The 26,566-nt window shown below is 67.7% G+C and carries 27 protein-coding genes; 10 read left to right on the top strand and 17 right to left on the bottom strand.

Annotated features, from left to right (window positions below; all coding sequences use genetic code 11):
* The first annotated feature begins 197 nt into the window (after positions 1 to 197).
* From BKH32_RS00310 to BKH32_RS00300, 3 genes are all read left to right on the top strand, one after another.
* Positions 198 to 2,858 (top strand): sialidase family protein, encoded by a 2,661-nt coding sequence (locus BKH32_RS00310; protein WP_075248094.1) that lies wholly within the window; start codon positions 198 to 200, stop codon positions 2,856 to 2,858.
* A gap of 452 nt (positions 2,859 to 3,310) precedes the next feature.
* Positions 3,311 to 3,592 carry a type II toxin-antitoxin system RelE/ParE family toxin gene (locus tag BKH32_RS00305; RefSeq protein WP_075248093.1) on the top strand — a complete coding sequence of 94 codons (282 nt, stop codon included), beginning with the start codon at positions 3,311 to 3,313 and terminating at the stop codon, positions 3,590 to 3,592.
* Positions 3,567 to 3,890 carry a HigA family addiction module antitoxin gene (locus tag BKH32_RS00300; protein ID WP_075248092.1) on the top strand — a complete coding sequence of 108 codons (324 nt, stop codon included), beginning with the start codon at positions 3,567 to 3,569 and terminating at the stop codon, positions 3,888 to 3,890. Before BKH32_RS00305 ends, BKH32_RS00300 begins: the two co-directional genes overlap by 26 nt.
* A 237-nt stretch (positions 3,891 to 4,127) precedes the next feature.
* On the opposite strand, the gene BKH32_RS13395 is transcribed toward BKH32_RS00300, so the two are convergent.
* From BKH32_RS13395 to BKH32_RS00265, 7 genes are all read right to left on the bottom strand, one after another.
* Positions 4,128 to 4,412 (bottom strand): type II toxin-antitoxin system Phd/YefM family antitoxin, encoded by a 285-nt coding sequence (locus BKH32_RS13395; protein WP_256690136.1) that lies wholly within the window; start codon positions 4,410 to 4,412, stop codon positions 4,128 to 4,130.
* A 233-nt stretch (positions 4,413 to 4,645) separates the two neighbouring features.
* Entirely contained in the window at positions 4,646 to 5,653 is a 1,008-nt protein-coding gene (locus BKH32_RS00290; protein ID WP_075248090.1) for a hypothetical protein, read from the bottom strand.
* A 134-nt stretch (positions 5,654 to 5,787) separates the two neighbouring features.
* Positions 5,788 to 7,392, bottom strand: coding sequence for a Na+/H+ antiporter (locus BKH32_RS00285; RefSeq protein WP_075248089.1), 1,605 nt, complete (start codon positions 7,390 to 7,392; stop codon positions 5,788 to 5,790).
* A gap of 212 nt (positions 7,393 to 7,604) precedes the next feature.
* Entirely contained in the window at positions 7,605 to 7,826 is a 222-nt protein-coding gene (locus BKH32_RS00280; protein WP_178384514.1) for a hypothetical protein, read from the bottom strand.
* The gene (locus BKH32_RS00275; RefSeq protein ID WP_010614411.1) at positions 7,823 to 8,083 is read right to left on the bottom strand and encodes a helix-turn-helix domain-containing protein; all 261 of its coding nucleotides are present in this window, start codon (positions 8,081 to 8,083) and stop codon (positions 7,823 to 7,825) included. The genes BKH32_RS00280 and BKH32_RS00275 overlap by 4 nt, the downstream gene beginning before the upstream one ends.
* 255 nt (positions 8,084 to 8,338) lie before the next feature.
* A complete protein-coding gene (locus BKH32_RS00270; RefSeq protein WP_075248088.1) occupies positions 8,339 to 8,629 on the bottom strand; it encodes a toxin in 291 nt (96 codons plus the stop codon).
* Positions 8,616 to 8,888 (bottom strand): ribbon-helix-helix protein, CopG family, encoded by a 273-nt coding sequence (locus BKH32_RS00265; protein WP_075248087.1) that lies wholly within the window; start codon positions 8,886 to 8,888, stop codon positions 8,616 to 8,618. Before BKH32_RS00265 ends, BKH32_RS00270 begins: the two co-directional genes overlap by 14 nt.
* Positions 8,889 to 9,000: 112 nt before the next feature.
* Between BKH32_RS00265 and BKH32_RS00260 the strand changes: the two genes are divergently transcribed.
* The gene (locus tag BKH32_RS00260; protein ID WP_075248086.1) at positions 9,001 to 9,213 is read left to right on the top strand and encodes an AIM24 family protein; all 213 of its coding nucleotides are present in this window, start codon (positions 9,001 to 9,003) and stop codon (positions 9,211 to 9,213) included.
* A gap of 51 nt (positions 9,214 to 9,264) precedes the next feature.
* On the opposite strand, the gene BKH32_RS00255 is transcribed toward BKH32_RS00260, so the two are convergent.
* The 5 genes from BKH32_RS00255 to BKH32_RS00235 form a co-directional block, all read right to left on the bottom strand.
* Complete coding sequence (locus tag BKH32_RS00255; RefSeq protein WP_218638449.1) at positions 9,265 to 9,645, bottom strand: HepT-like ribonuclease domain-containing protein; 381 nt, start codon at positions 9,643 to 9,645, stop codon at positions 9,265 to 9,267.
* Positions 9,646 to 9,830: 185 nt separating this feature from the next.
* Positions 9,831 to 9,977, bottom strand: a complete 147-nt coding sequence (locus tag BKH32_RS14670; protein ID WP_218638448.1) for a nucleotidyltransferase domain-containing protein — start codon at positions 9,975 to 9,977, stop codon at positions 9,831 to 9,833.
* 495 nt (positions 9,978 to 10,472) lie between these two features.
* The gene (locus tag BKH32_RS00245) at positions 10,473 to 11,600 is read right to left on the bottom strand and encodes an Abi family protein (RefSeq protein WP_081376628.1); all 1,128 of its coding nucleotides are present in this window, start codon (positions 11,598 to 11,600) and stop codon (positions 10,473 to 10,475) included.
* Between the two features lie 159 nt (positions 11,601 to 11,759).
* Entirely contained in the window at positions 11,760 to 12,845 is a 1,086-nt protein-coding gene (gene ychF / locus BKH32_RS00240; RefSeq protein ID WP_075248083.1) for a redox-regulated ATPase YchF, read from the bottom strand.
* 85 nt (positions 12,846 to 12,930) lie between these two features.
* Positions 12,931 to 14,532, bottom strand: a complete 1,602-nt coding sequence (locus BKH32_RS00235) for an alpha/beta hydrolase (protein WP_256690120.1) — start codon at positions 14,530 to 14,532, stop codon at positions 12,931 to 12,933.
* Positions 14,533 to 14,887: 355 nt separating this feature from the next.
* Between BKH32_RS00235 and BKH32_RS00230 the strand changes: the two genes are divergently transcribed.
* The gene (locus tag BKH32_RS00230) at positions 14,888 to 16,195 is read left to right on the top strand and encodes a DNA recombination protein RmuC (RefSeq protein ID WP_075248082.1); all 1,308 of its coding nucleotides are present in this window, start codon (positions 14,888 to 14,890) and stop codon (positions 16,193 to 16,195) included.
* A gap of 159 nt (positions 16,196 to 16,354) precedes the next feature.
* Positions 16,355 to 16,612 (top strand): GlsB/YeaQ/YmgE family stress response membrane protein, encoded by a 258-nt coding sequence (locus BKH32_RS00225; RefSeq protein ID WP_075248081.1) that lies wholly within the window; start codon positions 16,355 to 16,357, stop codon positions 16,610 to 16,612.
* A 134-nt stretch (positions 16,613 to 16,746) separates the two neighbouring features.
* On the opposite strand, the gene BKH32_RS00220 is transcribed toward BKH32_RS00225, so the two are convergent.
* A complete protein-coding gene (locus tag BKH32_RS00220; RefSeq protein ID WP_143222634.1) occupies positions 16,747 to 18,378 on the bottom strand; it encodes an amino acid permease in 1,632 nt (543 codons plus the stop codon).
* Between the two features lie 126 nt (positions 18,379 to 18,504).
* Positions 18,505 to 19,563 (bottom strand): 4-hydroxy-3-methylbut-2-enyl diphosphate reductase, encoded by a 1,059-nt coding sequence (locus BKH32_RS00215; protein ID WP_430383776.1) that lies wholly within the window; start codon positions 19,561 to 19,563, stop codon positions 18,505 to 18,507.
* A gap of 53 nt (positions 19,564 to 19,616) precedes the next feature.
* Here BKH32_RS00215 and xseA point away from each other — a divergent pair, with 53 nt between their 5' ends.
* The 4 genes from xseA to BKH32_RS00195 all read left to right on the top strand — a co-directional run bounded on the left by xseA (position 19,617) and on the right by BKH32_RS00195 (position 23,688).
* Positions 19,617 to 20,987 (top strand): exodeoxyribonuclease VII large subunit, encoded by a 1,371-nt coding sequence (gene xseA / locus BKH32_RS00210; RefSeq protein WP_075248078.1) that lies wholly within the window; start codon positions 19,617 to 19,619, stop codon positions 20,985 to 20,987.
* A gap of 196 nt (positions 20,988 to 21,183) precedes the next feature.
* Complete coding sequence (locus tag BKH32_RS14150) at positions 21,184 to 21,465, top strand: hypothetical protein (RefSeq protein WP_256690141.1); 282 nt, start codon at positions 21,184 to 21,186, stop codon at positions 21,463 to 21,465.
* A gap of 268 nt (positions 21,466 to 21,733) precedes the next feature.
* The gene (locus BKH32_RS00200; protein ID WP_430383775.1) at positions 21,734 to 22,084 is read left to right on the top strand and encodes an exodeoxyribonuclease VII small subunit; all 351 of its coding nucleotides are present in this window, start codon (positions 21,734 to 21,736) and stop codon (positions 22,082 to 22,084) included.
* 662 nt (positions 22,085 to 22,746) lie between these two features.
* Positions 22,747 to 23,688: a carbohydrate kinase family protein gene (locus tag BKH32_RS00195; RefSeq protein ID WP_075248076.1), complete on the top strand. Its 942-nt coding sequence runs from the start codon at positions 22,747 to 22,749 to the stop codon at positions 23,686 to 23,688.
* A gap of 140 nt (positions 23,689 to 23,828) precedes the next feature.
* On the opposite strand, the gene BKH32_RS00190 is transcribed toward BKH32_RS00195, so the two are convergent.
* The 3 genes from BKH32_RS00190 to msrB all read right to left on the bottom strand — a co-directional run bounded on the left by BKH32_RS00190 (position 23,829) and on the right by msrB (position 26,528).
* Positions 23,829 to 24,965, bottom strand: coding sequence for an AEC family transporter (locus BKH32_RS00190; protein ID WP_075248075.1), 1,137 nt, complete (start codon positions 24,963 to 24,965; stop codon positions 23,829 to 23,831).
* 124 nt (positions 24,966 to 25,089) lie between these two features.
* Entirely contained in the window at positions 25,090 to 26,061 is a 972-nt protein-coding gene (locus BKH32_RS00185; RefSeq protein ID WP_075248074.1) for an endonuclease/exonuclease/phosphatase family protein, read from the bottom strand.
* On the bottom strand, positions 26,058 to 26,528 hold the full coding sequence (msrB, locus tag BKH32_RS00180) for a peptide-methionine (R)-S-oxide reductase MsrB (RefSeq protein WP_075248073.1): 471 nt from the start codon (positions 26,526 to 26,528) through the stop codon (positions 26,058 to 26,060). The genes BKH32_RS00185 and msrB overlap by 4 nt, the downstream gene beginning before the upstream one ends.
* Positions 26,529 to 26,566: the final 38 nt, after the last annotated feature.

Raw genomic sequence — 26,566 nt, 5'->3', positions numbered from 1 at the left:
CGGGTCGATTTTGAAGTTCTTGTCGAAGTGTGCGGGACGCACCGCGCCGTCGAGGACCGATCGGTCGGCCTCCGACGACTCGCCCGACTTTGCAGAATCGAGATCCTCCGTTACCTTGTCGTGAGACGTCTGACATCTGCCGTCTACGCTCTCCTGTTGAAGGCAAGGCCGCCTCGGCTCCCTAGAACGGAACACCTATGACATCACACAGTCCTTTTTCCCGGAGGCGCCTGCCCGCCCTCCTGAGCTCCCTGCCACTGGCCGCCACCGGCCTGATCGTCGCGGCGCCCCCGGCGCACGCCACCCCCACGACTGACGGCCTGGCCGACATCACCATCACGCAGGTGAACGCGCCAGCGGACGGGCTCTACTCCGTCGGCGACGTCATGACCTTCAACATCACCCTCACCAACACCAGCGGTGAGGCCCACTCCTACGCCCCGGCCTCGACGAACCTGTCCGGGAACGTCTCCAAGTGCCGGTGGCGCAATGTCCCGGCCGGGACGACCAAGACCGACTGCACCGGCCTGGCCACGCACACGGTGACCGCCGAGGACGTCAAGGCCGGCGGCTTCACCCCGCAGATCGCCTACGAGGTCAAGGCCGTGGAGTACGCCGGTCCGGCCCTCAGCACCCCGGAGACGATCAGCGGCGCGACGAGCCCGATCAAGGCCGCCGCGCTGCGGGTCGAGTCGATCACGCCGTCGACGAGCAAGGAGAACTACAAGCTGGGCGACACCGTCAGCTACACGGTGCGCGTGCGCTCGGTGTCGGATAAGACGATCAACGTCGCCGCCACCGAGTCCTCCTTCGATGACCTGGACCGCCAGTGCCACTGGTCGAACCTCAAGCCGGGCAAGGGCGCCGTCTACAACTGCAAGGCGCTCACCCACACGATCACGCAGGCCGACGTCGACGCCGGCCGCTGGACGCCGTCGATCACCCTGACGGCCACCGGCACCGACGGCGCCACCCTCCAGACGCTCACCGCCACCGGCAACCCGATCAACGTCGTCGGCGACCACCCGCAGGCCACGCCCGCGCCGGCGCCCGACGCGAGCACGGAGCTGCCGGCCGCGATGAGCCAGGCCCAGCACCTGGCCGCCAACACGGCCACCGACAACTACCGTATCCCGGCGATCACCACCGCCCCCAACGGGGACCTGCTCATCTCCTACGACGAGCGGCCGAAGGACAACGGCAACGGCGGCGGTGACGCCCCCAACCCGAACCACATCGTCCAGCGCCGCTCCACCGACGGCGGCAAGACCTGGTCGGCGCCCACCTACATCCACCAGGGCACGGAGACCGGTAAGAAGGTCGGCTACTCCGACCCGAGCTACGTCGTCGACCACCAGACGGGCACGATCTTCAACTTCCACGTCAAGTCCTACGACCAGGGCTGGGGCGGCTCGCGCGGCGGCACCGACCCGGAGAACCGGGGCGTCATCCAGGCCGAGGTGTCGACCTCCACGGACAACGGCTGGACCTGGACGCACCGCACCATCACCGCGGACATCACGAAGGACAACCCGTGGACCGCGCGCTTCGCGGCCTCGGGCCAGGGCATCCAGATTCAGCACGGCCCTCACGCCGGGCGCCTGGTGCAGCAGTACACGATCAGGACCGCCGACGGCGCAGTGCAGGCGGTCTCGGTCTACTCCGACGACCACGGGAAGACCTGGCAGGCCGGCCAGCCCACCGGGACCGGCATGGATGAGAACAAGGTCGTCGAGCTCTCCGACGGCTCCCTCATGCTCAACTCGCGCGCCTCGGACAGCTCCGGCTTCCGCAAGGTTGCCCGCTCCACCGACGGCGGGCAGACCTGGAGCGAGCCGGTCTCCGACCAGAACCTGCCCGACTCGGTGGACAACGCCCAGATCATCCGGGCCTTCCCCAACGCCGCCCCGGACGACCCGCGCGCCAAGGTGCTGCTGCTGAGCCACTCGCCGAACCCGAAGCCATGGTCGCGCGACCGCGGCACCATCTCGATGTCCTGCGACGACGGCGCCTCCTGGAAGACCGGCAAGGTCTTCCACGAGCCCTTCGTCGGCTACACGACGATCGCGGTGCAGTCCGACGGGAGCATCGGCCTGCTCAGCGAGGACGCCCATGGCGGTACCAACTACGGCGGCATCTGGTACCGCAACTTCACGATGAACTGGCTCGGCGAGCAGTGCGGCCAGAAGCAGCCGGAGCCGAGCCCGGCGCCGACACCGACGCCGGCTCCGTCGGAGAAGCCGACCCCGTCGGCCGCGCCGAGCACGGAGCCCACACCGGCACCGTCCTCTGCGCCCGAGCCGAGCAGCGCCCCGGCTCCGGAGCCCACGACCGCCCCGAGCACGGAGCCCACACCGGCACCGAGCTCCGCGCCCGAGCCGAGCGCCGGACCGACCGCTGCGCCCACACCGGAGACGTCGTCTGCTCCGAGCGCTGAGCCAACGCAGGCCCCGACGGCGGCGCCTTCTGCTGAGACCACGCAGGCGCCGGGCACGCAGCCCAGCGCTGCGCCGTCAAAGAAGCCGGGTGCGCAGCCGAGCTCGGCCCCCAAGCCGGGTGCGACGGGTCGGGCGCCGTCGGGTAAGCCGTCGTCGAGCGCGAGCCCGGCACCGAGCCGGAGCGCGGCGGCGACCTCGAAGCCGGGTATGAAGCCCGATGAGATCGATCGGCCGACTGACGGGGCCATGGCGCAGCCGACCGGTGGCGCCAGCGCGCCGAGCGCTTCGCCGACGCAGGCGGCGAAGGCCGGGAGCAGGCTGTCTCGCACCGGAACCAACGCGCTGCTGGTCCTGGGCCTTGCGGGTGTCGCGGTAGTCGGCGGGTACCTGCTGCTGTGGGCTCGTCGCGCGAAGAGCTGAACACACGATGAGCCGGCTCGATCCGGCTCTGAGCGCTGACTGAGGGGTGGGACGCCGGCGCGTCCCACCCCTCAGTGCTGTCCTGCTCGGCGGCGCCGGCCGCCTCTGCGGCGCCCGGCCTTCCTCAGGCGCAGGACGCCCGGCGATGTCCAAATCGGTGACAAAGGCCTGGAACAGAGCAGAACGGACGAGAAGAAACCGCATGATTCCAACGTTTGTTCGCTTGAGCGGACGACACCGGGACTCCTTTGTCTCCGATTTGGACACTGAACCACTTCCATGACACAGGAGGACCGACCGTGGCCCCCTGGATGAAGCCATCGGCCGTCACTGCAGACGATCCGATGGCGTCAGCGTTCGCTGACGCACTCACACACCCGGCTCAACATCGCCTTCCTGCTCCCGCTGTTAACTACTAGCGTTATTAACGACCTCCGTTATACCCTGTCGTTGTGATCAGGTCCTTCGCGGACAAGGCGACCCAGCGAGTGTGGCGCGAGGAATACGTTCGCGCCCTTGACAAGTCGCTCCAGCCCGCCGTGCTACGCAAACTGGAGCTTCTGCACGCAGCAGCCGATGTCGAAGACCTGCGCATCCCACCGGGCAACCGGCTTGAGCGGCTGACTGGCGATCGACGTGGCCAGTTCAGCATTCGGGTCAACGCCCAGTGGCGACTCTGTTTCACCTGGCATGAAGGAGGTGCGGATGATGTCGAGCTCGCCGACTACCACTGACGCTGACCGGATCGACCCGATTCACCCGGGCGAGGTCCTCATGGAGGACTTCATTGAGGGGTTCGGGATCACCCAGAACAAGCTCGCCACGGCCATCGGCGTGCCCCCGCGTCGCATCAACGAGATCGTGCACGGCAAGCGCGGCATCACTGCGGACACCGCTGTACGACTGGCCAAGTACTTCGGCACATCTGCCGAGCTGTGGATGAACTTGCAGAGCCACTACGAGCTCAGGCTTGAGCGCCGGGCCCTGCGCGAGCAGCTCGACAGCATCGTGCCGCTGCAGTCGGTGGCGTAGACAACGCAGACAGCGTGCGTGACCGATGCGCACCTCCGGCGAGGTGAGCTGGTGCGGATCGAGCCCAGGTGGACCCGGAGTTGCTGAAGGGCCCCAGCAGCCCTCCGCCCTCACCAACGAGACGCCCGGCGATGTCCAAATCGGTGACAAAGGCCTGGAACAGAGCAGAACGGGCGAGAAGAAACCGCATAATTCCAACGTTTGTTCTCCCGCACTGACGACACCGAGGCGCCTTTGTCACCGATTTGGACACCGGCTCCTTCCAGCGCCGCTGCAATGAGGTCGGGTTCGAGCGCGAGAGTCCGTGAGAGCCCGTTCGTATGCGTCGAGCAGACGGCGAGCGTTCTTGGGAGACCGGAAGAGGTAGGCGGTCTCCTGCCAGCTCGTGTACTCGTCGGCAGGCATGAGAACCGATCGGCCGTTGCTCGAGACGATCTCGACGGCATGGTGACTGGTGGCGATGCGGTCGATGAGCACCGGCAGCGTCCGGCTTGCTTCATCGGCACTGACGGTCACCGCCATTCCACTGGTTTCACACGGCATTGGAATATCGTATCGGTCCCTTCGCCTCGGATGGTGGCAAGGTGGCGAGAGCTGCCGGAGCCGCCGGCAGGGGAGCCCAACTACTTCACCATGCGTGCGCCACCGACGTTCACATCCAGTGAGGTGAGCCGGCGAGGTTCAGGCGGGGTGACATGACCGCAGGTACTTGTTGGACACACTCTGGTGAAGCGAGCAGCGCGGAGCGATCGATGTCACTGGTCGGAAGGCTGTCGCTGGACCTTGCGCAGCAGCGAGCCGCCTGCCCCCTTGACCCAGGCGGACGCCTCGTCGGTGGCACCCTTAACCTTCTCCCGTGCGGCGGTAAGCACACGGGGCTCATCGGCCTGGGCGCCCAGGTCGTCAAGTGCAGCGAGGTATTCAGCGGCGTCGACACCCGGCGGGGGTATCTCGCGCAGGTGCTTGTGCAGGCGGGTTGACTGGGATTTAAGCGCCACAAGCGTCATCCCGCCGGAGATGACGCCGCCGATCACGGGCACCGTCCTAGTGACACCTTTGGCGAAGGAGTCCTTGGAGACCTTAATTCCGATGAGCTTGAGCGTCTGCTTCATGGGCCCGTACCAGGCGGTCTTGGTCAGGGTCTGCTTGGCGATCTGCTTCTGGAGTGCCGGGCGGGCAATCTGCTTGGCGAAGGTCGTCAGGGATGATGCCGCCCCACTGACCCCCAACATGATCCCCAGGAAGAGACTCATCTTGCCGAGTGTCTCGTCGTCGATCTCGTTGAGGTCGCCCAGGAAGTCCTTCCAGCCGTAGATGTAGGCGAGCTTCTGCATAACCCGGAAGGCGTGGACGTAGTACTGGGTAACATCGGCGGGGATGGTTGCGAGCATCGCAAAACCTCCCGGCAGCCCAGCAGCGAACGAGATCGCAGCGGACTTACGGGTCTCGAAGGTGATGGTGGCGGCCGTAAGACCGTCGAGCTGGGCCAGGGTGAGGCCGGCCTGGACCGGGGTGGTCTCCAGCGCCAGGGCAATAGTGTCGTCGTCAGTGCCAAGCTTGCGCAGTTCCTGACGCAGGTAGTCGTCCCGGTCGATCTGGACGCCGCGGAGTCGGATGACCATCTTGAGGAACTCGGCAGCGAACTTCTGGGCCTGCTCGTCCTGCTCGGACACAATGTCGGAGAGGGGCTCGTCGTCGCTGGTCGAGGACTCGACGGCATCGTCGGCAGGCACGAGCGGGTTGGAGGATTCATCATGCGTCATCGCATGGGCTCCGTTCTGGGATGTTCGAGAGTTGGGGCGACGCAAGACTACTCCTGCCCAAATCCTTGGAATACCGCCGTCATCGGAACGTGATCCCAGTCGGAGGCAGCTTTGCCGGATGCAAGGAAGTCGGTCTACTCGACGTCGAGGGGGCCGTTGATGTGGAGGGTCTCGACATCGAGGCGCCGGTTGACTCGCGAGGCGGTGGAGTCGTCGATGCGGCCGGCGAAGCGCAGGCCGTGTACGCGCTCGCGCAGGTGCTCGATGATGGCGAGCCGCAGGGTACTCTCTTGGCGGCTATAGACGTCGGCCTCACTCTCTGTGGCCGAGTTGAGCACGGAGTCGTGACGACGTGCGTAGTCGGCGCGCACCGCCTCGATGGCTGCGTCGTCGTCGACGCCCCCGCGTTCGGCGATGACATCGAGCTGACTGATGGTGCCGGCGAGGATGTCGGCGAGGGCTTCGGTCTCCTGCGACTCGACTGACTCGGCGGTCTGTGCGCCGGCTGAGGGCCTGGCGTTGGCCCAGCGGACCACGTAGGGCAGGGCGATGCCCTGGATGAGGAGGGACAGGAGGGGCGCGCCGGCGACGACGAGGATGATGAGGTTGCGCTCGGTGTAGGCGGCGCCGTCGAAGGAGACGGGGATGGACAGTGCCATCGCCAGTGAGAACGCGCCGCGGAAACCGGCGACCGTGGAGACGATGCGGCCGCGGATATTGGTGCGGCGCATGCGCTGCTCGGGACGGCGGTCGAGGGCACGGATGAAGTAGATGATGAGGTGCTGGCCTGCGAACCTTCCCGCGACCATGGCGATGTAGATGATGGGGATGAGGATGAGACCGCGCACGAGGTCGGCGCGAGGGAGCTCAGCGACGATGCCGGGGAGCGCCACTCCCACCATGACGAAGAGAATGGTGTTGAGGATGTGGGTGAGGATCGTCCAGAAGAGGATGCCGAGGACTCGGGAGCCCAGGGACGTGTGCGGGGCGGCGAAGCGGGAGATGACGATGTCGCAGGTGACGACGGCGAGCACGCCCGAGCCACCGATCTCCTCAGCGAGGAAGAAGGTGACGAACGGGGTGGCCAAGGCGGTGATCGTCGCCAGCATGGGGTCGTCGGTGATGGTGCGGACCCGAATGCCGATCTTCGTGACTGCCGCGCCGACGAGGACCCCTGCACCGATTCCTCCGCCGAATGACAACAGGATGTCCTTGGCGACGAGGCCGACCGTGACGCCGGAGGATTCCTGCGCAGTCTGGAGGGCGATGGTGAAAATGACCAGCGCGGTGCCGTCGTTGAGTAGCGACTCGGCCTGAAGAACGGTGCGGCCGTTGGGGTTGATGCCTCGTCCCAGGCTGGAGACGGCGGTGGCGTCGGTGGGGCCGAGGCAGGCCCCGATGAGGAGAGCGGCTCCCACGCTCAGACCCGTGAGGACGCCGATGAGGGTGATGAGGGCGGCCGTGATCGCGACGAGCACCGTGGCGCTGAGGATGATGCCGCGCAGGCTTCGCCGCATGCGGTTGAGGGAGACGGACAGCGACTCCCAGTACAGGAGGATCGGCAGGAAGATCGTGAGGACCACCGTGCTGGGCAGGTGCATCTCCTCCCCCACCGGAAGCAGCGCGACTCCCACGCCGGCAGCAATGAGAAGTACTGGGGCCATGAGGCGGAACCTGTTGACGATCGCGTAGGCGACAACCGAGGCGCCGATGAGGGCGACGATCATCTCGATGGTCATAAGGCTGCCGGGTTCCCTTCCTGGGATGAGTGAGGTGGGCGGGCTGCGGCTGGCCTAAGAGAGGGACGCAGTCACTCCGGGACGCGACCACGTGCGAGCCAGGTCGGGACTACGCCCGACCGGGCCTGGGCCGGAGTCTGGGCCGGGCAAAGCCTACTGACGCTTCCTTCAGCGCCCCTGGGGATACCCGATTCGCTTCACGAGATGCCGTTTCAATTCTCGGCGTGCGCGGCTCGGGTGAGGGCTTCCAGGCGAGGCTCGATGAACTCGGACATCATGGTGATCTCCCGCTCAGGGACTCGGTTCGCCCGCGCCTGGCCCCGCCATCCTGACAGGGACGCAGCGATGCGTCTTATTCGCTCCCGCGCCTCCGATTGAGTGAGCCGGTAGTCGTTTGCAATAGCCAGGAGCCCGTCGATCTCGATAGTGGTCATCGGGCGCGCTTTCTAGTGAGGCGGCCGGCGCGGAGACGACCGATGTCGCTGGCCAGGGGGTCGGCCGCGTCGACAAGCTGGTCGAGGATGCCCAGGGCGCGCAGCACCTGGGTGACGCTATTGAAGCTGACGTTGGGGTTGCCCGACTCGATCTTGCGCAGGGTGTCACGGGTGATGCCCGCTCGCTCGGAGACCTGCTGCGCGGTCAGGCCGAGCACCATGCGCCACCCACGCACGTGCTCTCCGAACTCCGTCACCTGACGGTTGATCCTGTAGCCCGACATGTTCCCCCGTTCACTATGACGACTATCGTAGCCTGAACCAATGGTTGTGGCGATGTTGCTCGTCGTACGGTTCAGCGAACTTGGAGTGGACGACGGTTCCGGCAACTGAAGATCGCCCCTCGGACGCCTGAGCCAGCCAGAGGTGACGTCGTCCTGAGCGAGGCGACAACGACGGAGTAAGCAACTCCAGTAGCCGCGCAACGGCAACGTGAAGCCTGCCTGAATCGGTCAGATCACAGAGAGATCGGCACTACCTGAGTGAATCTCATGCATGAACTGTTTCCGAGCCTTCATGGCATGTATCAGCAGTTCATAGCCGTCGTCGAAAACAAGGACCACGAGCTCCAGCACTCTTCCGGACTCATCGGCTCCAAGAACAATCCATCGACGCGGATCATCCTCATCGTCCAGAGGACGCGAGTTCAGCACATGACCGTAAGCGTGGCGCAGATCCTCATCGCCGAGATGGTCCGTCGCATAGTGCTTGCGGGCAGACCGATGGATATCAGGCAGCGACATGAGCCCATTGCTTGACAGCGGCTCGCACGGCCTCCGACCGGTTCGTAATCCCCTCATCAGCGGCGCGCTTCAGCAACGCAGCAAGAAGCTCCTCGTCGAGTCGGACAGTCACAACCGTGCCGGGCCCCCGCCCGACTGGGGGCCGACCAGGAGTCGGACGGGGCAGCTGTTGAAGGTCGTAGCCGGCCTCAGCTTCGTCAGCCCAGGCCTGGATCTGCTCGTCGCTAACGCGACGTCCGTGGAGAAGGTGCTCACCCATGGCAATATCGTATACGAAACTCGGTCGCAGAGTCTTCCCCTCTACCACAACACTCGGCAGCCAGACACCACCACCGAATCAGACAACGGCCCCGCCCTCTGACAGCCCGCGGATGCTTCTGAACTGCTCGCGGCAACCGACCTTCGCTGCCCCGCAGGCGGCGACCTGCTGGTCGGCGAACCTGCAGCCGCAGATCAAGAGCAGCTTCACGTTGGGTTCTCTCATTGGGCGCGGCTCGGGCGAGTCCTTCCAGCTGGCCTTCCACGGCCCGGGCTCCGTGGTGATCCGGCCCAGCGAGGGCCAGCCGGTCGTGGCGTCACCCTGAGCGGGGCGACGGCGGCGGCAGGGCACGACTGACTTCCGGGGTTGCGATTCGCTACGGCTCCATGCCGGATAACAGGGCGCCAAGTTGCCGGCCGAGTTCAGGAAGATCGTTGCGTGCCGTCGTCACCAGGATGTCGACGTCGATTGACCAATACCCGTGCACGACTCGATTGCGCAGACCGATGGATCGACGCCAGATGATTTCCGGGTGACCTACACGAAACTCCTCAGGCAGCTTCGCCGCCGCCTCTCCAAGAATCGTGAAGTTCCAAGATGGAGCGTCAGCCTTCACCCGGTCGTCCTCGAGGTCACTAGCGACCGGGACTCCGTCAATGAGGGTGACGATGCGGGATATCGCATCCCGCATCTCTCTCAGGTAAAGAGATTCAAGCCGCCACATAAAATTGTTTCGTGTCCGCAAGGAACTGGTCACGGATCAGCTGGTGCAGCGCCTTCCGTGACACTAAGTCGACGGGGCGTCCGAGCAGGTCGGCAAGATCCTGCGATAGGTCCTCGATCTCCCAACCGAGCGATCACCCCTGAGCAAGTTCGTAGAGAAGGAGGCTTATTCACGGCATCCGTCAAAGGTGCTGTGACCTGCGCAGATGCCGTCGTCGGCTAGCCCTGTGAATAAGCCTCAAGATCGACATCACTTCCTGGGCCATCCTCTCCACGAGCGACGGATCCGAAGACGTCGAGGCGCGCGATCCCGAAGCGACGGCACAGCGCGTCCAGCCTCACCCGGTCGACATCCAGAGTCTCCATACGCCAAGTCTACGCATTGCAGAAAGCAGTGTCACCGCTAAGACGAACCGTCCAGTTGGTGCAAGGCGGCATCAACGATGCAAGTCCTTCGCTTGCCAACAGGTCAAACGACACCGACCACTCCGCATCTCCCTCATCTGCAACACGCTTGAGTGGCGTGGCAGACAGTGAGGCTTATTCACAGGGCTAGCCGACACTGGCATCTGCGCAGGTCACAGCACCTTCGACAGATGCGTGAATAACCTTCAGTTCCTCGGCGAGGTGATCTGCGCAACTACGCTGGGCCCACGCTCGGCTGGTGGGCACCCTACGGCGGGCCTCAGCAGCCGCCAATTGTCGTTGCCCGTCTCCACCTCATCGACCCACGCCCGGATCTGACCGTCGCCAACGCATCACCCACAAAGAAGATGCTCATCCACGGCAATACCTCGAGACTTATTCATTCCCGCCACCCGGAACCGAACTCACACGGAAAACCTTACCACACTCAAAACACTACTTTTGATCGAGATCAGCAAGCGACACGGCAGACCGCAGCGCCGTAACACTAACGTATCGCTGACGATGAACCCACGCGCTCCCCCGCCCGGTGCGTCGATTCTGGAGTTTAGAGTCAAGCGTTACATGCCCTTTGTTACGATCATCCTGATCTCGTCGAGTCAGAAAGAAAAGTTGATATTCACCATCAGACCACCCATAGTCGCGACCAGCCTTGATAATATTAGCAATGCGTAAGTCGCGCCAAGACCCCTTCATGAATCGATTATATATTTCTTCTGGGGTCCACGCCACTCGGTCTATACGTTCAATAATCTTGGGAATCTCACGCTGCACCGCACCATCACAATAGAATCCAATATGGCTAATCTGGCGGAAATATCTGCCAGGCTGGCAGATATATACTCCATGTTCTTCATAAAAAGGCCACGCCTCTTTAGCCGACACAATGACAGCCATCGATTCCGCCGCAGCAGGCCTTCCATCCAAAAGGTCCGGCACGCGAGACAGTCCGCGAATCCACTGCTCCAATTCAGGATCGATCCACCTCATCAGATCCATCGCCTGCTCAAACCGCTCTTCGAGAGGTAGTTCAAAAATCGCTTGGTGATGCGCTATCCTATTCCGAAGAATTCGTAAACTTCGAACATTCTTATGAACTACACCACGCTTGAACCCCTTACGGTCGCGGTTCGGAAAAGCGTAGACAAGGTGACTTCGAAAAAGCTGCTCATGGGAAGGCCCGAAGATACTTTCCCAAATCCCAAAGGTCATCGACGAAAACACTTTGTCGCGAGTCACCAATTTCGCCTTTTCTTTTCCTCCTAAGTGATCCATCGCAGCTTTAAAGTAGGTGAGTTCGGACTTTTCGTCCAGAAAGGCAGGGTTGGCAAACCACCATCCACCACTGACTTCCAGCCGAGCACTCTCCGGAACCTCAAGCGGTCGGAGAGCCTTATCTACCGCATTCCTCAGCACCACCTCAACCTGTGAGATAACCTCAAAGAAGGCTGCGGAAACAGCAACATTCCATTCGTACAGCTCCTGTGCTGCTTCAACATCATGATTGGCTGCAACCATATATTCGTTGAATCGCTCCCGTGTGACCCAGTTAACTAGATCCATCTCACACAACCGTCCTCGAATATCATTCAGTTTCGCGCTACACTGTGTGTTGCGCCTCAGGTCGGCCTCTGGTCCTCAGAGACTATGCCGCTGAGGCGCCCTCATATAGTCGGGTTAGAGACGTTCACTCGCCCGTCTCTAACCGCTTACGCAGCCGAGTTATACGTTAAACCTAAACTCCACCACGTCCCCATCGGCCATGACGTAGTCCTTTCCTTCCATGCGCACTCGGCCGTGAGCGCGGGCTTCGGCAACGCTGCCGTACTGGACCAGGTCGTCGTAGCTCACGATCTCGGCCTTGATAAAGCCTCGCTCGAAGTCCGTGTGGATGACGCCCGCCGCCTGGGGCGCCGTCGCGCCCTTGCGGATCGTCCACGCGCGGGACTCCTTCTCCCCCGCCGTCAGGTACGTCTGCAGCCCCAGGGTGTCGAAGCCGACCCGGGCCAGCTTGTCCAGGCCGGATTCCTCCTGCCCGTTGTCATGCAGCATCTCCGCCGCCTCCTCGGGCTCCAGCTCCACCAGCTCGGCCTCGAACTGGGCGTCCAGGAAGATCGCCTCCGCCGGCGCCACCAGCTCACGCAGCTCGGCCTGGCGGGCCTCGTCGCTCATCCCGGCGTCGTCCATGTTGAACACGTAGATGAACGGCTTGGTGGTCATGAGCTGGAAGGTCTTGAGCACCTCCGCGTCGATCCCGGCGGCCTGCGCCCCGGCGGACAGCAGCGTCCCCTCCTCCAGGACCTTGAGGGCCGCCTGCGCCGTCTCCAGCACCACGGGCTCCGTCTTCTTGCCCCGCACCTCCTTCTCCAGGCGCGGGATCGCCTTCTCCAGGGTCTGCATGTCCGCCAGCACCAGCTCGGTGCTGATCGTCTCAATGTCCCCGGCCGGCTCCACCTTCCCATCCACATGGACCACGTCCGGGTCCTCGAAGGCGCGCGTCACCATGCAGATGGCGTCCGCCTCGCGGATGTTGGCCAGGAACTGGTTGCCCAGCCCCTCGCCCTCGCTGGCGCCGCGCACGATCCCGGCGATGTCCACGAAGGAGACCGTCGCCGGCACCACTCTCGCAGAGTGGAACAGCTCGGCGAGCTTGTCCAGGCGCGCATCCGGCAGGGGCACAACCCCCACGTTCGGCTCGATGGTCGCGAACGGGTAGTTGGCGGCCAGGACGGTCGCGCGGGTCAGAGCGTTGAACAGGGTGGACTTGCCGACGTTGGGCAGTCCGACGATTCCGATGGTAAGTGCCACGCAGCAGAGTTTAGACGGCCCTTCCGACACCGTGCGCCCCGACGGCGTCGCCCGGCCGGGTCACGCCGTCGACGCCCCCCCCCACTCACTTACCGGCGTTCTCGTTCACTCGGACCGAGGCCCGCAGATCACGCCACGAGGTGTAGAAGCCCCCGCTGGCGTTGGCCCCGATCCCCGCCGTCACCGCGACCAGGCCCGCCGTCACCAGGATCACCACGACGCGCCCCAGGATCGCGCCACCCAGCCGCGCCACCGACCGCTTGCCGCCGTCGCGCCGTCGGCCCCAGCGGGGCGACCAGAATATGACGGCCCCCAGCGCCCCCAGCGAGGCGACCACGGCCACGATGATCGTGCCCAGGCCGTTGATCTCGAAAGGCATGGCACGCACCGGCGAGACCGACCCCACCACGCGCTGGTCCTTGGGCGTCTCCGACAGCGGCTTCACGCCGGCGGCGGTGGCCTTGGCCCACGTATCGCCTTCAGGCGCCGGAAGGCCGGCCGCCTTGAACACTGCCGGATCCGAGCCCCACCACGTCAGCAACGACGGGAAGTAGTTGCTCCACAAGGTCCAGGAGTGCCCGCCCGTGGCCGGGGTATCAGCCGTCAACGAGTCCGGCTTGCGCACCGCGTCATCCATGAGCCAGGCGGCCCGGGCCGCACCGGAGGAGTCGTCCTGCGCCCCCAGGACGTAGAAGCGCATGCCGTCGGGCTCGCGCTTTCCCAGCATCGTGGACAGCCCGTTCTGCTCCTGGAGCGTCTTACCGCTGTGCGCCAGCAGGCCCTCACCGGGCTGGTCGTAGGAGGACATGACCCCCACCGCGCCGAAGCGCTGCGGGACGTCATAGGCGGTCCGGGCCGCACAGTAGGCGCCCGCCGAGATCCCCATGATCATCCAGCCGGACCTCTGAGTGGTGACATTGGGGAAGGTCGCCTGGATCATGCGGGGAATCTCCTCCGCGGTCCAGGTCCCCACAGCCGGGCGGCCGGCAATGTTGACGCAGTCGGGTTGGCCGCCGTCCACGTTGAGCGAGGGGAACACCAGGATCGACGGCGGGATACGGCCGGCGTCGATCGCCTCCTGGAGCCGCTGGGGTGAGGCGATGCCCGTCACCAGGGACTGCGGGTCGCCGACCCAGCCGTGGAGCCCCTCAAGGACGTTGTAGGTGCGGCCGTCGTCGGGCCGGTAGCCCGCCGGCAGGACAACGCGCACCGGTAGCTTGATGCCGCTGACCGGGCCGGTCCAGGTGGCCTCCTGCGAGCCGTCGCCGACGTCGTGGAAGGATGCCCTCCAGGCCGAGGCTGGGACGGCGTCGTAGGCGGAGGCCTGCGGCAGGGGCGCGATGCGCGAGGTGACCTGGGTGCGAGGGGCCATGGCTTCGACGACGTCGCCGACGGTGCGCACGTAGTGCATGGGCCGGTTGATGAGCAGGCCCGCGAGCACCATGACGAGCACCACCGGCACGCCCACCATGACGGTGCGCGCCGTATAGCGGCCCACGGCCCGCAGCACCGTGCGCAGTGCGGGGCGGGCGAGTCGGGTGGGCCTGTCCGCGCTGCTGGCGCGCGTGGTGGCCGGAACAGTTCGCGGCAGGAGGACCGCGGTGACGATCGTGGTCAGAACGGCGAGGACCAGCACGACCACGATCGTTCGTAGGCTGGTCAGCGGGATGCTGCGCAAGAGGCTCACGTCCGGTAAGCATGGCACCACCTGCTCAAATTCCCATCATCCTGGGGTAGCAGAAGGACAGTGCTCTTGGTCTCCTCACCCCCGCCGTAGGGAGGATCAGGCGGGACGCAGGACTGTTGCCCCATATCCGAACGGCCGGTTGGTACACGGCTGGGAGAACCGTGCCCGACGACGCCGGAGCGGACCGGAACCGCGGACCAGGGTGGGTGGGCCGGATCGGTGAGGTGGGACCGTGCGGTCCCGTCGGCAGGCGGGTGGGTCGGCCGAACCAGCCGGCCGGGGCGACCTGCGGGGAGGGCGCCGTGGGGTTCAAGGGTGCGGAATAGATGTCGCACCTCGGGGGCACCATCGGTTCATGAGCTCCTCAGCGGTCCTTCTTCCCATCCTGCTGCTCCTCGTCGGCCTGGTGATCGGGGCGGTCATCGGCTACCTCGGCGCGCTCGCCCGGCGCACCGCCGCGCACCAGTCGGCCGGCGAGCAGGTGGTCGAGCTGCGCGCGCAGGCCGCCCAGTGGCGGGCCCGGGCCGAGGAGCTGTCCTCACGCACCCAGGTGGCCGAGGAGCGTGCCGAGCGGGACGGCTCCGTGCTGCGGGCACTCGCACCCGTGCGCAGTCAGCTGGAGCAGGTGGGGGCCCGGGTGGAGTCCTTGGAGAGGCAGCGGGCCGAGCAGCACGCGGCCCTGACCGAGCAGCTGCGGGCCACCGCCCTGCGCGAGCAGGACCTGGCCCGCTCCACGGCCTGCCTGGAGGGGGCGCTGCGCTCACGCTCGGCGCGCGGCATGTGGGGTGAGGTCGAGCTGGCCCGGGTCCTGGAGGCCTCCGGGATGATGCGGCACGTGGACTTCTCCGAGCAGCGCACCATCGGGGCGCTGGTTCAGCGGCGCAGTGGGCCGGTGGGTCCACCGGGCTCAGTGGGCTCGGCAGGTTCGGCGGGTTCGGCAGGCTCGGCAGGCTCGGCCGCCGGTGAGGGGGCGGCTGGCCGCTCCCGGCCCGACGTCGTCGTCCACCTGCCCGGGGACGGGTACCTCGCCGTGGACGCCAAGGCTCCCATGGACTCCTACCTGGCGGCCACCGTCGTCCAGGGCGCCGGCTCCCAGGACGAGGAGCGGCGCGGGCAGCTCCTGGAGGCTCATGCCAGGGCGCTGCGCGGGCACGTCGACCAGCTCGCTGCGCGCCGCTACGACCGGGCCCTGGGGGACTCCCCCGAGCTCGTGGTCCTCTTCGTCCCGGCGGAGGCCGTGCTCTCGGCCGCCTTGGAGACGGACCCCGCTCTCCTGGAGCACGCGCTGGGGCGCGGCGTCGCTCTGGCCTCACCCGTGTCGCTGCTGACCCTGCTGCGCACCTGCGCCACGGCCTGGGCCCGCACCGCCGTCAACGACGACGCCCGCGAGCTGCTGGAGCTCGGCCGTACCCTCTACGAGCGTCTGGGGACCGTCGCCGGTCACCTCGACGCACTGGGCGGGGCACTGCGGCGCAGCGTCACCGCCTACAACAAGGCGGTCGGCTCCATGGAGAACCGTCTCCTGGTGACCGCCCGGTCCCTGGAGACCCTCGGGGAGCAGGTGGACTCCCCCACGCTCATCAGTGCCGACGCCGCTCAGGTGCGCACCTTCACCGCACCCGAGCTCACCGCCGACGGGCAACCGGCCCCCACGACGACGTAACGCATGCCATATTCTCAACCCGTGACGATTGACGCTTCCATGGCGTCTATCAGGGAGCGTCGTCTCCCATCTCATGACTGGTTGACACGCTGCCAGAACGTTTCAATGCCCGATTAGCGGATATCTCCGCCTCATCGGACCTTCTCGGAGGAAGACACCATGCTGTCATTCATCGGAATGATCATCGCCGGCGCGATCTTCGGCGCCCTCGCCCGACTCATCATGCCCGGGAATCAGAACATCTCGGTCCTGTGGACCATCGTGCTGGGCGCTGTGGGCGCACTCATCGGAGGCGCAGTCGCCAGTCTCTTCGGCGTCGCCGACACCCCGGGCGGGGACTGGATCAAGTGGGCCCTGTCACTCGTCGCCGCCATCGTCTCAATCTCCGTCTACCTGAGCGTCACCGGCCGCAAGTGAATGCAACGCCCCCTGAACCCGACGTCAGGGCACCGGTCGGATGATCGGTGCCCCGACGTCGGTCATGGGGCTTTCAGGACATGAGCCCAGCAGACGCGGAACTCAGCCGGGCTCAGCGGGTCTGAGCTGAGGACTCAGTGGCGCTCGCGAATGACAGCGCCGGAGACGTCGGCCTCCTCCAGGCGCACCGTGCGCGACCCGGTCACCAGACGGTGCCCCAACCAGATGGCCCCGAAGACCGGCAGGCCGATGTAGGAGGAGAGCACCTCCACCAGCTGCCCCTTGAAGACCGCCTCATAGTTCTGGCCCAGAACCACCAGGGCGCACAGGGTGAAGGCCAGGACCGGCCCCAGCGGGAACCAGGGCGCCTGGTAGGGCAGGTCGGCCGGGTCATTGCCCTGGAGCACGTAGGCGCGCCGGAAGCGGAAGTGACACGCGGCGATCCCCAGCCACACGATGAACCCGCACAGGGCGGAGACGTTGACCAGCCAGGCGTAGGCGGTGTTCTGCCCCACCACGGCGGTCAGGAAGCCGGCCGCCCCCACCAGCGCCGTCGCCCCCAGGGCCCGCACCGGAACCCCGTGGCGGTTGACGTAGGAGAACCAGGCCGGCGCCTGCCCCTGCAGAGCCATCGAGTGCAGCATGCGGGTCGAGGCGTACAGTCCCGAGTTACCGGCACTGAGCACCGCGGTGAGGATGACGGCGTTCATGAGGGCCGCCGCGACCCCGATCCCCGCCCGCTCGAAGACCAGGGTGAAGGGCGAGTAGGCCACGTCCTCGGTCTCGGTGTGCAGCAGCCGGCCATCATTGAAGGCGATGAGGAAGCCGATGACCGTGATCGCCCCGATGTAGAAGATCATGATCCGCCAGAACACCGTGTGGATCGCCCTGGGCACGTCCCGGCGCGGGTTGCGGGCCTCACCGGCCGCCACGCCCACCAGCTCGGTGCCCTGGAAGGAGAACCCGGCCACCATGAACACCGACACGATCGCCAGCATCCCGCCGTGGAAGGGCGCGTCGTCGACGACCCAGTTGCTGAAGCCCGGGGACCTCCCACCGATGATGCCGACGATCATCGCCAGCCCCGCCACGAGGAAGACGACGACCGTCACCACCTTGATGGCCGACAGCCAGAACTCCCCCTCCCCGAAGGCGTGGGCCGACAGGGCGTTGAGCGTCGTCAACAGGGTCAGGAACAGTGCCGCCCAGATCCACGAGGGCACCCCCGGCAACCAGTAGCCCATGACGATTCCGGCGGCCACCAGCTCGGCCGCCACCGTGATCGCCCAGTTGAACCAGTAGTTCCAGCCCATGGCGAAGCCGAAGGAGGGGCTGACGAACCGGGTGGCGTAGGTCTGGAAGGAGCCGGCCACCGGCATGTGCGCCGTCATCTCACCCAGGGACTGCATGAGCAGCAGCACCATGAGGCCGATGGCCGCATAGGCCACCAGGGCTCCGCCCGGGCCGGCCGTGGAGACCGTGGCGCCCGAGGCCACGAACAGCCCCGTGCCGATGGCGCCGCCGATGGCGATCATCTGCATGTGCCTGCTGGTCAGGCTCCGGTGCAGCCCGCCGTCCTCCTCCAGGGCCTCGTTGGAGACCTGACCGGAGGCGCCGGAGACCACCGCGCCGACAGGATCTGGCGAGGTTACGGGGTCGGAACTGTCAGCACTGTCGGAGCTGCCGGCGCCGTCGGCGGCGGACCGCCCGCCCGACGCGGCAGGGGGAGGGTCACTGGGGGCCGACTCGTCATGGGAGTGTGTCACCCGACCGAGGGTAATGGTCAAACATGCAACCCGACGTTCACCTTCGACCTGTCTCACGCACCCGGGCGTGTGCTGACGCTCACGGCCGGCCCTGCGACTGGCCCCGCAACCGGCGGCGGCGCGCTCTCAGCAGGTGTGGTCGGCGGCCGGCTCACGGCGCGTGTGGGGGGACGCGGCGCCCCGGGCCGCCATGAGGTCGGCGCGCAGGTTCTTGGGCAGGGAGAAGGAGATCTTCTCCGTGGTGGTGCGCACCTCCTCGACGTCGTCGAACCCGAACTCGGCCAGGCGCTCCACCACCTCGCGCACCAGGATCTCCGGCACCGAGGCGCCCGAGGTCAGGCCGACCGTCTCGACGCCGTCGAACCAGGACGGGTCGATCTCGCTGGCGAAGTCCACCCGGTGGGCGGCGCCCGCACCGGCCTCCAGGGCCACCTCCTTGAGGCGCACCGAGTTCGAGGAGTTGCCGGAGCCGACCACGATCATGAGGTCCACCTTCGGGGCGATCTGCTTGACCGCGGCCTGACGGTTCTGGGTGGCGTAGCAGATGTCCTCGCCGGGCGGGTCGATCATCTCCGGGAAGCGCTCGCGCAGCAGGCGCACCGTCTCCAAGGTCTCGTCGACACTCAGGGTGGTCTGGCTGATCCACACCACCTTGGAGGGGTCGCGCACCTCGACCCGGTCCACCTCGTGGGGGCCGTTGACGACCTGGATGTGGTCGGGGGCCTCGCCCTGGGTGCCCTCGACCTCCTCGTGGCCGGTGTGGCCCACGAGGATGATGTCGTAGTCCTTGTCCGCGAAACGCACCGCCTGCTTGTGCACCTTGGTCACCAGCGGGCAGGTCGCGTCAATCGTGTCCAGCCGGCGCTCGGCGGCCTCGGCGTGGACGGCCGGGGAGACGCCGTGGGCGGAAAAGACGACGCGGGCGCCCATCGGCACCTCGTCGGTCTCGGAGACGAAGATGGCGCCGCGCTTGGAGAGGGTCTCCACGACGTACTTGTTGTGGACGATCTCCTTGCGCACGTAGATCGGCGCCCCGTAGTGGGCCAGGGCCTGCTCAACGGCGTCGACGGCGCGGTCCACGCCGGCGCAGTAGCCGCGCGGGGCGGCCATGAGGATCCGCCTGCCACCCTTGGGAGAGGGGGCCGCGGCGTCGGTGTGCTCGCTGGCGAGCTCGATGGTCGTCACGGTCACCACTGTGCCACAGTGGGACCCAGGTCCCCAGTGGCGGACGTGGCACAGTGGTGCATGTGACAGGCCAGAGTCCCTCCCAGCCCAGCCCGCAGCTCTCCCCCGGTACCGGCCGCGCGTCCGGCCCCGACGCGGGCGGCAACCCCGGCGGCCCCCGGGAGCTGGCACCGAGAGCGAACCTCACCACCGCGGAGAACCCGTGGCCGCTGCGGCTGCTGTCCTCCAAGATCGACCAGTACGTCGCCCGCATGAGCCAGGTGTGGGTGGAGGGGCAGGTCATCCAGCTCAACCGCCGCCCCGGCGCCGGCATGGCCTTCCTCACCCTGCGGGACACGGACGCCGACATCTCCATGTCGGTGTCCATCTACGCCCGGGTCCTCGACGCCGTCCTGGCCCGCGCCGGCGCCGCGCTGAGCGAGGGCGCCCGCGTGGTGGTGCGCGCCAAGCCCACCTTCTGGGCCAAGCGGGGCTCGCTCCAGCTGCAGGCCGACGACATCCGGCCCGTCGGCGTCGGCGACCTGCTGGCCCGCATCGAGCAGCTGCGCCGCATCCTGGCCGCCGAGGGCCTGTTCGACGCTGAACGCAAGCGGCCCCTCCCCTTCCTGCCGCGCAAGGTGGGCCTCGTGTGCGGGCGCCAGGCCAGGGCCAAGGACGACGTGCTGGTCAACGCCCGATTGCGCTGGCCCGGCCTGCCCTTCGATGTGCGGGAGGTCGCCGTCCAGGGGACGCGCGCCGTCGGCGAGGTCACCCGGGCGATCCAGGAGCTCGACGCCGATGCGCGGATCGACGTCATCGTCGTGGCCCGCGGCGGCGGCGCCATCGAGGACTTGCTGCCCTTCTCCGATGAGGGGCTCGTGCGCGCCGCGGCCGCCTGCCGCACGCCGCTGGTCTCGGCCATCGGCCACGAGACCGACTGCCCCCTGCTGGACCTGGTGGCCGACTACCGGGCCTCCACCCCCACCGACGCCGCCCGCCGGATCGTCCCCGACCTCGCTCAGGAGACCGTGGGCCTGGACTCGGCCCGCGAGCGCCTGCGCACCGTGCTCTCCTCGCGGCTGGACGCCGAGCAGGCGGCCCTGGACCAGCTGCGGGCCCGGCCGGTCATGGCCGACCCCACCTCAATCGTGCGCGACCGGGTGATCGAGCTGGGTCAGGCCCGCGACAGGATGCGCCGGGCGGTCAGCCACCGCCTGTCGCTGGCGGCCGCGGACCTGCGCGCCGACCACGCCCGGCTGACGGCCCTGTCGCCGCAGGGGGTCCTGGATCGCGGCTACACGATTCTGCGCACCCCCGGCGGCAAGGTCATCACCAGCGCCGAGGACGTCAAGAAGGGCGACCTCATCGAGGGGGTTCTGGCCCGGGGGAGGCTCGTCGCCCAGGTCGTCGGCGCCACCAAGCCCCGACCCGCCGATATCGACTGAAGAGCAACTGCACGCCGCCAATACCTCGGGAACCGTGCCCGCTCGTGGCCTGCTGGAGACCCGAGGACGCACCGTAGGGCGTGCGGACGGGCCCCTGGGGCTCAGTCGTCGAGGCCTATGGTGCGTCCGCGCGCTCCGGGCACCCAGGTCCCCACCGATCCGCTCCAGCGCCACGTTGACGACCGTCGTGTCGAGCATGACGATGAAGAAGCCGAGCAGTGCCGCGAAGAGGGCGCCGCGCCGCCGGTATCCGTTCATGAGCGTCTCCTTGCCCCTCCTAACCCGTCCACCGGCTGCTGGCGGCCCGCTGGGGACCGCACTGACGCAGGCGCTGTTCGATCGCACCTGGATCGCACGCATCGAGCGGACCCGCGCCGTCAAGGTCACGGCGGCCGGCCGCGAGGCACTGGCGCAGGCAGGTTTGGCGGAAGTGCTGACACACCTCGATGAAACGGCCTCCAACGACGCAGCAGGGTAGAAGTGCGGGCTGACGTATCGGTGCACTTCGGCCGGAACCAGCAAAAGTCAGGGAGGCTCTCAGGCCCGGATTTTGTCCATATGGGACGACTTTGGAGCCTTTGCAACCAGTCGGTACCGCACTAAAACGCTCTGACCAGCACAGATGCGAACGCCACTGAGACGGAGCACCATCAAAGTCGTCCCTCTTGGACACTTTTACCCTGCGGACACCGCCTCAGACCGTCCGGCCCGCCCTGCCCCGGACCGGCCCGTGCGAGAATCGGGGCGTGAGCTCCGAGATGAACCCCGGCCCGTACTCCGACCAGTACCCAGACGAGTACTCGCCCCAGAACAGTGCCTATTCGGCGTCCTCAGCATCGTCAGGGTCTTCAGCGTCGTCGGCTCCCTCCGCAGGCGGGGCCTCCGGTGCCAACGAGGATGTCGCCTCGCTCAGCTATGAGCGGGCCCGTGAGGAGCTGGTGGCCGTCGTGCAGCGCCTTGAGGCGGGCTCGGTCCCCCTGGAGGATTCCCTGGCGCTGTGGGAGCGCGGCGAGGCCCTGGCCCAGCGCTGCCAGACCTGGCTCGATGAGGCCCGAGCCCGCCTGGCCGCGGTCACCCAGGAGGATCCTGAGGACTGACACGACCTGGGACTGACAGGGCGTGACCCGCCCGGGGCAGCAGCTCCAAGGCCGCGCGCGCCCGCCTGCGCGACGAATCGACCGTCTTGGCGACGTTGCCATTGACCCGGGAGCTGCGCTTGTGCCCGCCTGCGCGGCGAACTGACCGAATTGACCGGGGCTCCGGCTGGCGGTAGCGCACTGATCGAGCGCCACCGGGCACCACAGCAGAAGCCCGAAGGGAGCCGTAGATGTCCAGCATCGGAGACAAAGAGGCTTATTCATAGGGCTAGCCGACGCCAGCATCTGCGCAGGTCACAGCACCTTCAACGGATGCTGTGAATAAGCCTCAAAGGCTCGGCCCGCTCTCATCCGGACGGAACACAACCGCATGATTCCAAGGTTCTCGTTCATGCGGCCTGGGCGTTGGAAGGCCTTTGTCACCGATGTGGACATTCTTGGGCGAGACGGGCCCTGAGAGCGGCGTTGGATCGGTAGTCTGTGGGCAGTCGTCCTCCGGCCCCGCGCATCGACCAGCGCGCCAACCACTCTCGGGCAGTGTTGCACCGCCGCGTTCCTCATCCGTCCGAGTCCTCTCACTGCCCCGTTCCGTCTCACGTCCCTCCCACATCTCGTCTCAGCTCACCACCACCGGACCCCGGTCCTGCACGAAGGAGTCACCCATGACCGCACCCGGCCGCCCAGGATTCGCCCTCGTCATCGGCGAGGCCCTGGTTGACGTCGTCATCCACCCCGGGCAGGAGCCCGTGGACATCCCCGGCGGCTCACCCGCCAACGTGGCCCTGGGGCTGGCGCGTCTGGGCCGCGACGCTGAGCTGCACTGCTGGATCGGCACCGATGAGCGAGGTCAGGCGGTGCGCGCCCACTTGGAGGCCTCCGGGGTCCGTCTGGCTCCGGGTGCCGACGGTGCGGCGCGCACCTCGACGGCACAGGCCACTATCGGTGAGGACCGCGCTGCCACCTACGTCTTCGACCTGGACTGGAACCCGCCACGCCCGGCCCTGGCTGACGGGCAGGCGCCGCTGCTGGTGCACACCGGTTCGATCGCCGCGATCCTGGCTCCCGGCGCCGCCACCGTGGAGCAGGTACTGCGCGAGACCCGCGCCACCTCCACTATCGCCTACGACCCCAATGCCCGCCCTCAGCTCATGGGTGAGCCCGAGGACGCCCGCGAGGTCGTCGAGCGCCTGGTGGGCCTGTCGGACCTGGTCAAGTGCTCCGATGAGGACATCGCCTGGCTCTACGGCCAGGACGCGGACGTGGAGACGGTGCTGCGCTCCTGGCTGAAGAAGGGCGCGGCCGTCGTGGTGGTCACGCGCGGCAAGGAGGGGGCCCTGGCCCTGTCCGCCTCGGGGGTGCGTCTGGAGGTGCCCGCCGACCCGAGCGTCGTGGTGGCGGACACGGTGGGCGCCGGCGACTCCTTCATGGGCGGTCTGGAGGACGCCCTGTGGAGCGAGGACCTCGTGGGCGCGGACCGGCGCGAGGCACTGCGCGCGGTGGACGCCGCGACCCTGGAGCGGATCGTGCGCCACGCCGCGGCCATCGCCGACATCACGGTCTCACGGGCCGGCGCCAATCCTCCCACCCGCGACGAGCTGCCCTGAGAGGCCCGGCGCGACGAGGTCGTAGGGTAGCCCGCGCGATCGTAGCCTTAACCCACGACCTCGAGGCATAAGGTACGACCGCGCCGGTAAGAGGCGGCGACAACGACGGAGCCGGAGCCGGGCAGTGCGACCGCATGGGCTCAGCGCAGGATCGCGGCGGCCAGCAGGACCACGGGCACGAATCCGGCCGTCGTCAACAGGACGGCGTCGCGGGCCAGGTCCTTGGCCGCCCCGTAGCGCGAGGCGTACATGAAGACGTTCTGCGCCGTGGGCAGGGCGGCGGTGACGACCGGGGCGAGCAGCTGCGCTCCGCTGAGTCCCGCCGCCAGTCCGACGGCGGCGGCCAGCCCCGGCATGACGGCGAGCTTCCAGCCCACCGCCAGCCACAGGCCGCTGCGCCGTCCCTCACCATGATGAGTCGTCGACGTCGCCCCGAGCGCCGGCACCGCCTCCACACCGGGCAGTCGGTCTCCCGCGGTGCTGGTCGCGTGCACCTCCGATCCCGCCTCCGCCACCTGGGGCTCCTGATCCTGACGGGCTGACTGGGCCGACTGCACCGACCGGGTCAACGAGCCCTGCGGGGACGGGTCAGCCTCGTCCGGCGCGGGCTTCTGCAGGGGGCGGGGCGCCCCGGCCAGGCTCATGCCCAGGGCCAGCATCATGAGCGGCACGGCGACGCGCCCGAGCATCTCCAGGCCCTGGGCCGGGTAGCCTCCGCCCCACTCCTTGAGGTTCACCCCGCCCAGGTTCGCCGCGGTCCCGGCCACAACACCCCACAGCAGCGGGTTGCGCAGCGGGACGGTCAGGGTCGCCAGACGGGACGGGTTGCCGCGACGGGTGACGGCGTCGAGCACGGTGAAGGTGACCGGGGTGAGCACGAGGAGCTGGAGCAGGAGGATCGGGGCGATGGTGGCCGCGTCCCCCAGGACGAGGACGGCCACCGGGATCCCCAGGTTCGCGGCGTTGACATAGCCGGAGGCGAGCGCGCCGATGGTGGCCTCGGCGGTGGGGCGGCGCAGCACGAGTCGGTGGAGGCACCAGGCCGAGACGATGGCCGCGAGCTCGGCGGCCACGGCCACGGCGGTGGAACGGGAGAGGACCGCCGTCAGGTCGGCGCGGCTCAGCGTGGTCACGAGCAGGGCCGGGGTGGCGGCGAAGAAGCAGACGCGGGTGAGGACCCCGTCGGCATCGGCCGGCACGGCACGGGTGCGTACCAGTAGCCAGCCGATGGCGATGACGGCGCCGAAGACGGCCAGTCCCGCCACCACATCGGTCATGGGCTCCCCCTCTCATAGGCCCCGGCGCGACGAGTTCGTAGGGTAGCCCTCGCGGTCGTACCCTGAACCCTCGATCAGGCGGCCTAAGGTACGACCGCGCGGGCAGAGGGCTTGGCGGCGCCCGTTAGCCGACCGGCTCGAGGTCCACCCAGGTGCCGACGTGGTCGGAGATGATGAAGGACGTCGTGCCCCAGTCCACGGCGCGCAGCAGCGGGCTCCCGCCTGCCGCGGCTGCCTCATCGGTCAGGGGCAGGCCGTCGGGGCCGGTGGGCCACAGGTCGGTCAGCACGTGGTCGATGCGCCGCTTGGGGCCGGCCGCCGGGAAGGTGAGCCCCTCCCCCACGGTCCTCCCCAGCCCCAGGACCTCGACCTGCTCGGCGGAGAGGTTGTAGTCGCCCACGAGCAGGTGCGGCCCGGGCAGCCCGGCGAGCGCCCCCCAGGCGGCGGCGAGCTGGCGCGCCGCCATGGACTCGCGGGTCGCCAGGTGGGTGGAGGCGACCGACAGCTGGCGGATCGGCCCGCCAGCGCCTTCGGGCACCTCGAGGGTGGCGGCCACCATGATGCGCTGGGAGGCGGTGGACACGTGGTAGGAGCGCGGGTCCCAGGCCCGCTCACCGCGCTTCTCCACGCTGGAGGCCCCGCGCCCCAGACGCTTGACGTGCCAGCCGGAGACCGGGAAGCGGGACAGGAGGGCGTTGCCGTAGCCGATCGGCCCGGACCCGACGGCGGCGCGCAGCAGCCCCAGGACATCATCGGTCGGCGAGCTCAGCGCGGTGCGCAGGGGCCGACGGCGCAGCCCCACCACCGGCCCGGCGTAGCTGGCGCAGAAGCGGCAGGTCGGCATGCCCAGCTCCTCGGCCAGGAAGGCCGCCTGGTGGAGGCGCCCGGAGCGGGCCTGACCCAGGTCCACCTCCTGGAGGGCAACGATGTCGGGGGCCAGCTCGGCGATCTGCTCGGCCGTGGCCCGCATGACGGCGCGGGCGGTGGCGGGGTCGGAGATGTCGGCGCCGGCCAGCGAGCCGGTGGAGGCGCTGCCGTCCCCGGCCCCGGCGCCGGGCAGCCCGTGCTGGAGGTTGAGGCTCAGGACCCGGATCATGCTTGCTCCTCCTCGAAGGTCAGGCTCACGGAGTTCATGCAGTAGCGCTGGCCGGTGGGGGTCTGGGGGGCGTCGTCGAAGACGTGTCCCAGGTGGCTGTGGCAGGTGGCGCAGCGGACCTCGGTGCGCACCATGCCGTGGGAGGTGTCGGTGCTCAGGGTGACCGCCTCGGACTCGGAGGGGTCGTAGAAGGAGGGCCAGCCGCAGTGGGAGTCGAACTTGGTGGTGGAGCGGAACAGCTCGGCGCCGCAGCCGCGGCAGCGGTAGACGCCCTCGCGGTGCTCGTCGAGCAGGGCCCCGGTGAAGGGTCGCTCGGTTCCGGCCTCGCGCAGCACGTGGTACTCCATGGGGCTCAGGGCGGCGCGCCACTGGGCGTCGGTGCGCGCGGCGGCCTCCAGGTCGATGGCCGGGTCGCGGGGCTCGGCGGCGGGCGTCACAGAGGGGTCGTTGCTCGCGTTGGTACTCATGGGCTCATCGTCGCCCGCCCGACGGCGCCGGGCGACCT

The organism is Actinomyces oris (assembly GCF_001929375.1).
GTDB classification, from domain to species: Bacteria; Actinomycetota; Actinomycetes; order Actinomycetales; family Actinomycetaceae; genus Actinomyces; species Actinomyces oris_B.
The sequence above is the reverse complement of the archived record's forward strand: the minus strand, read 5'-3'. Positions and strand labels throughout refer to the sequence as shown.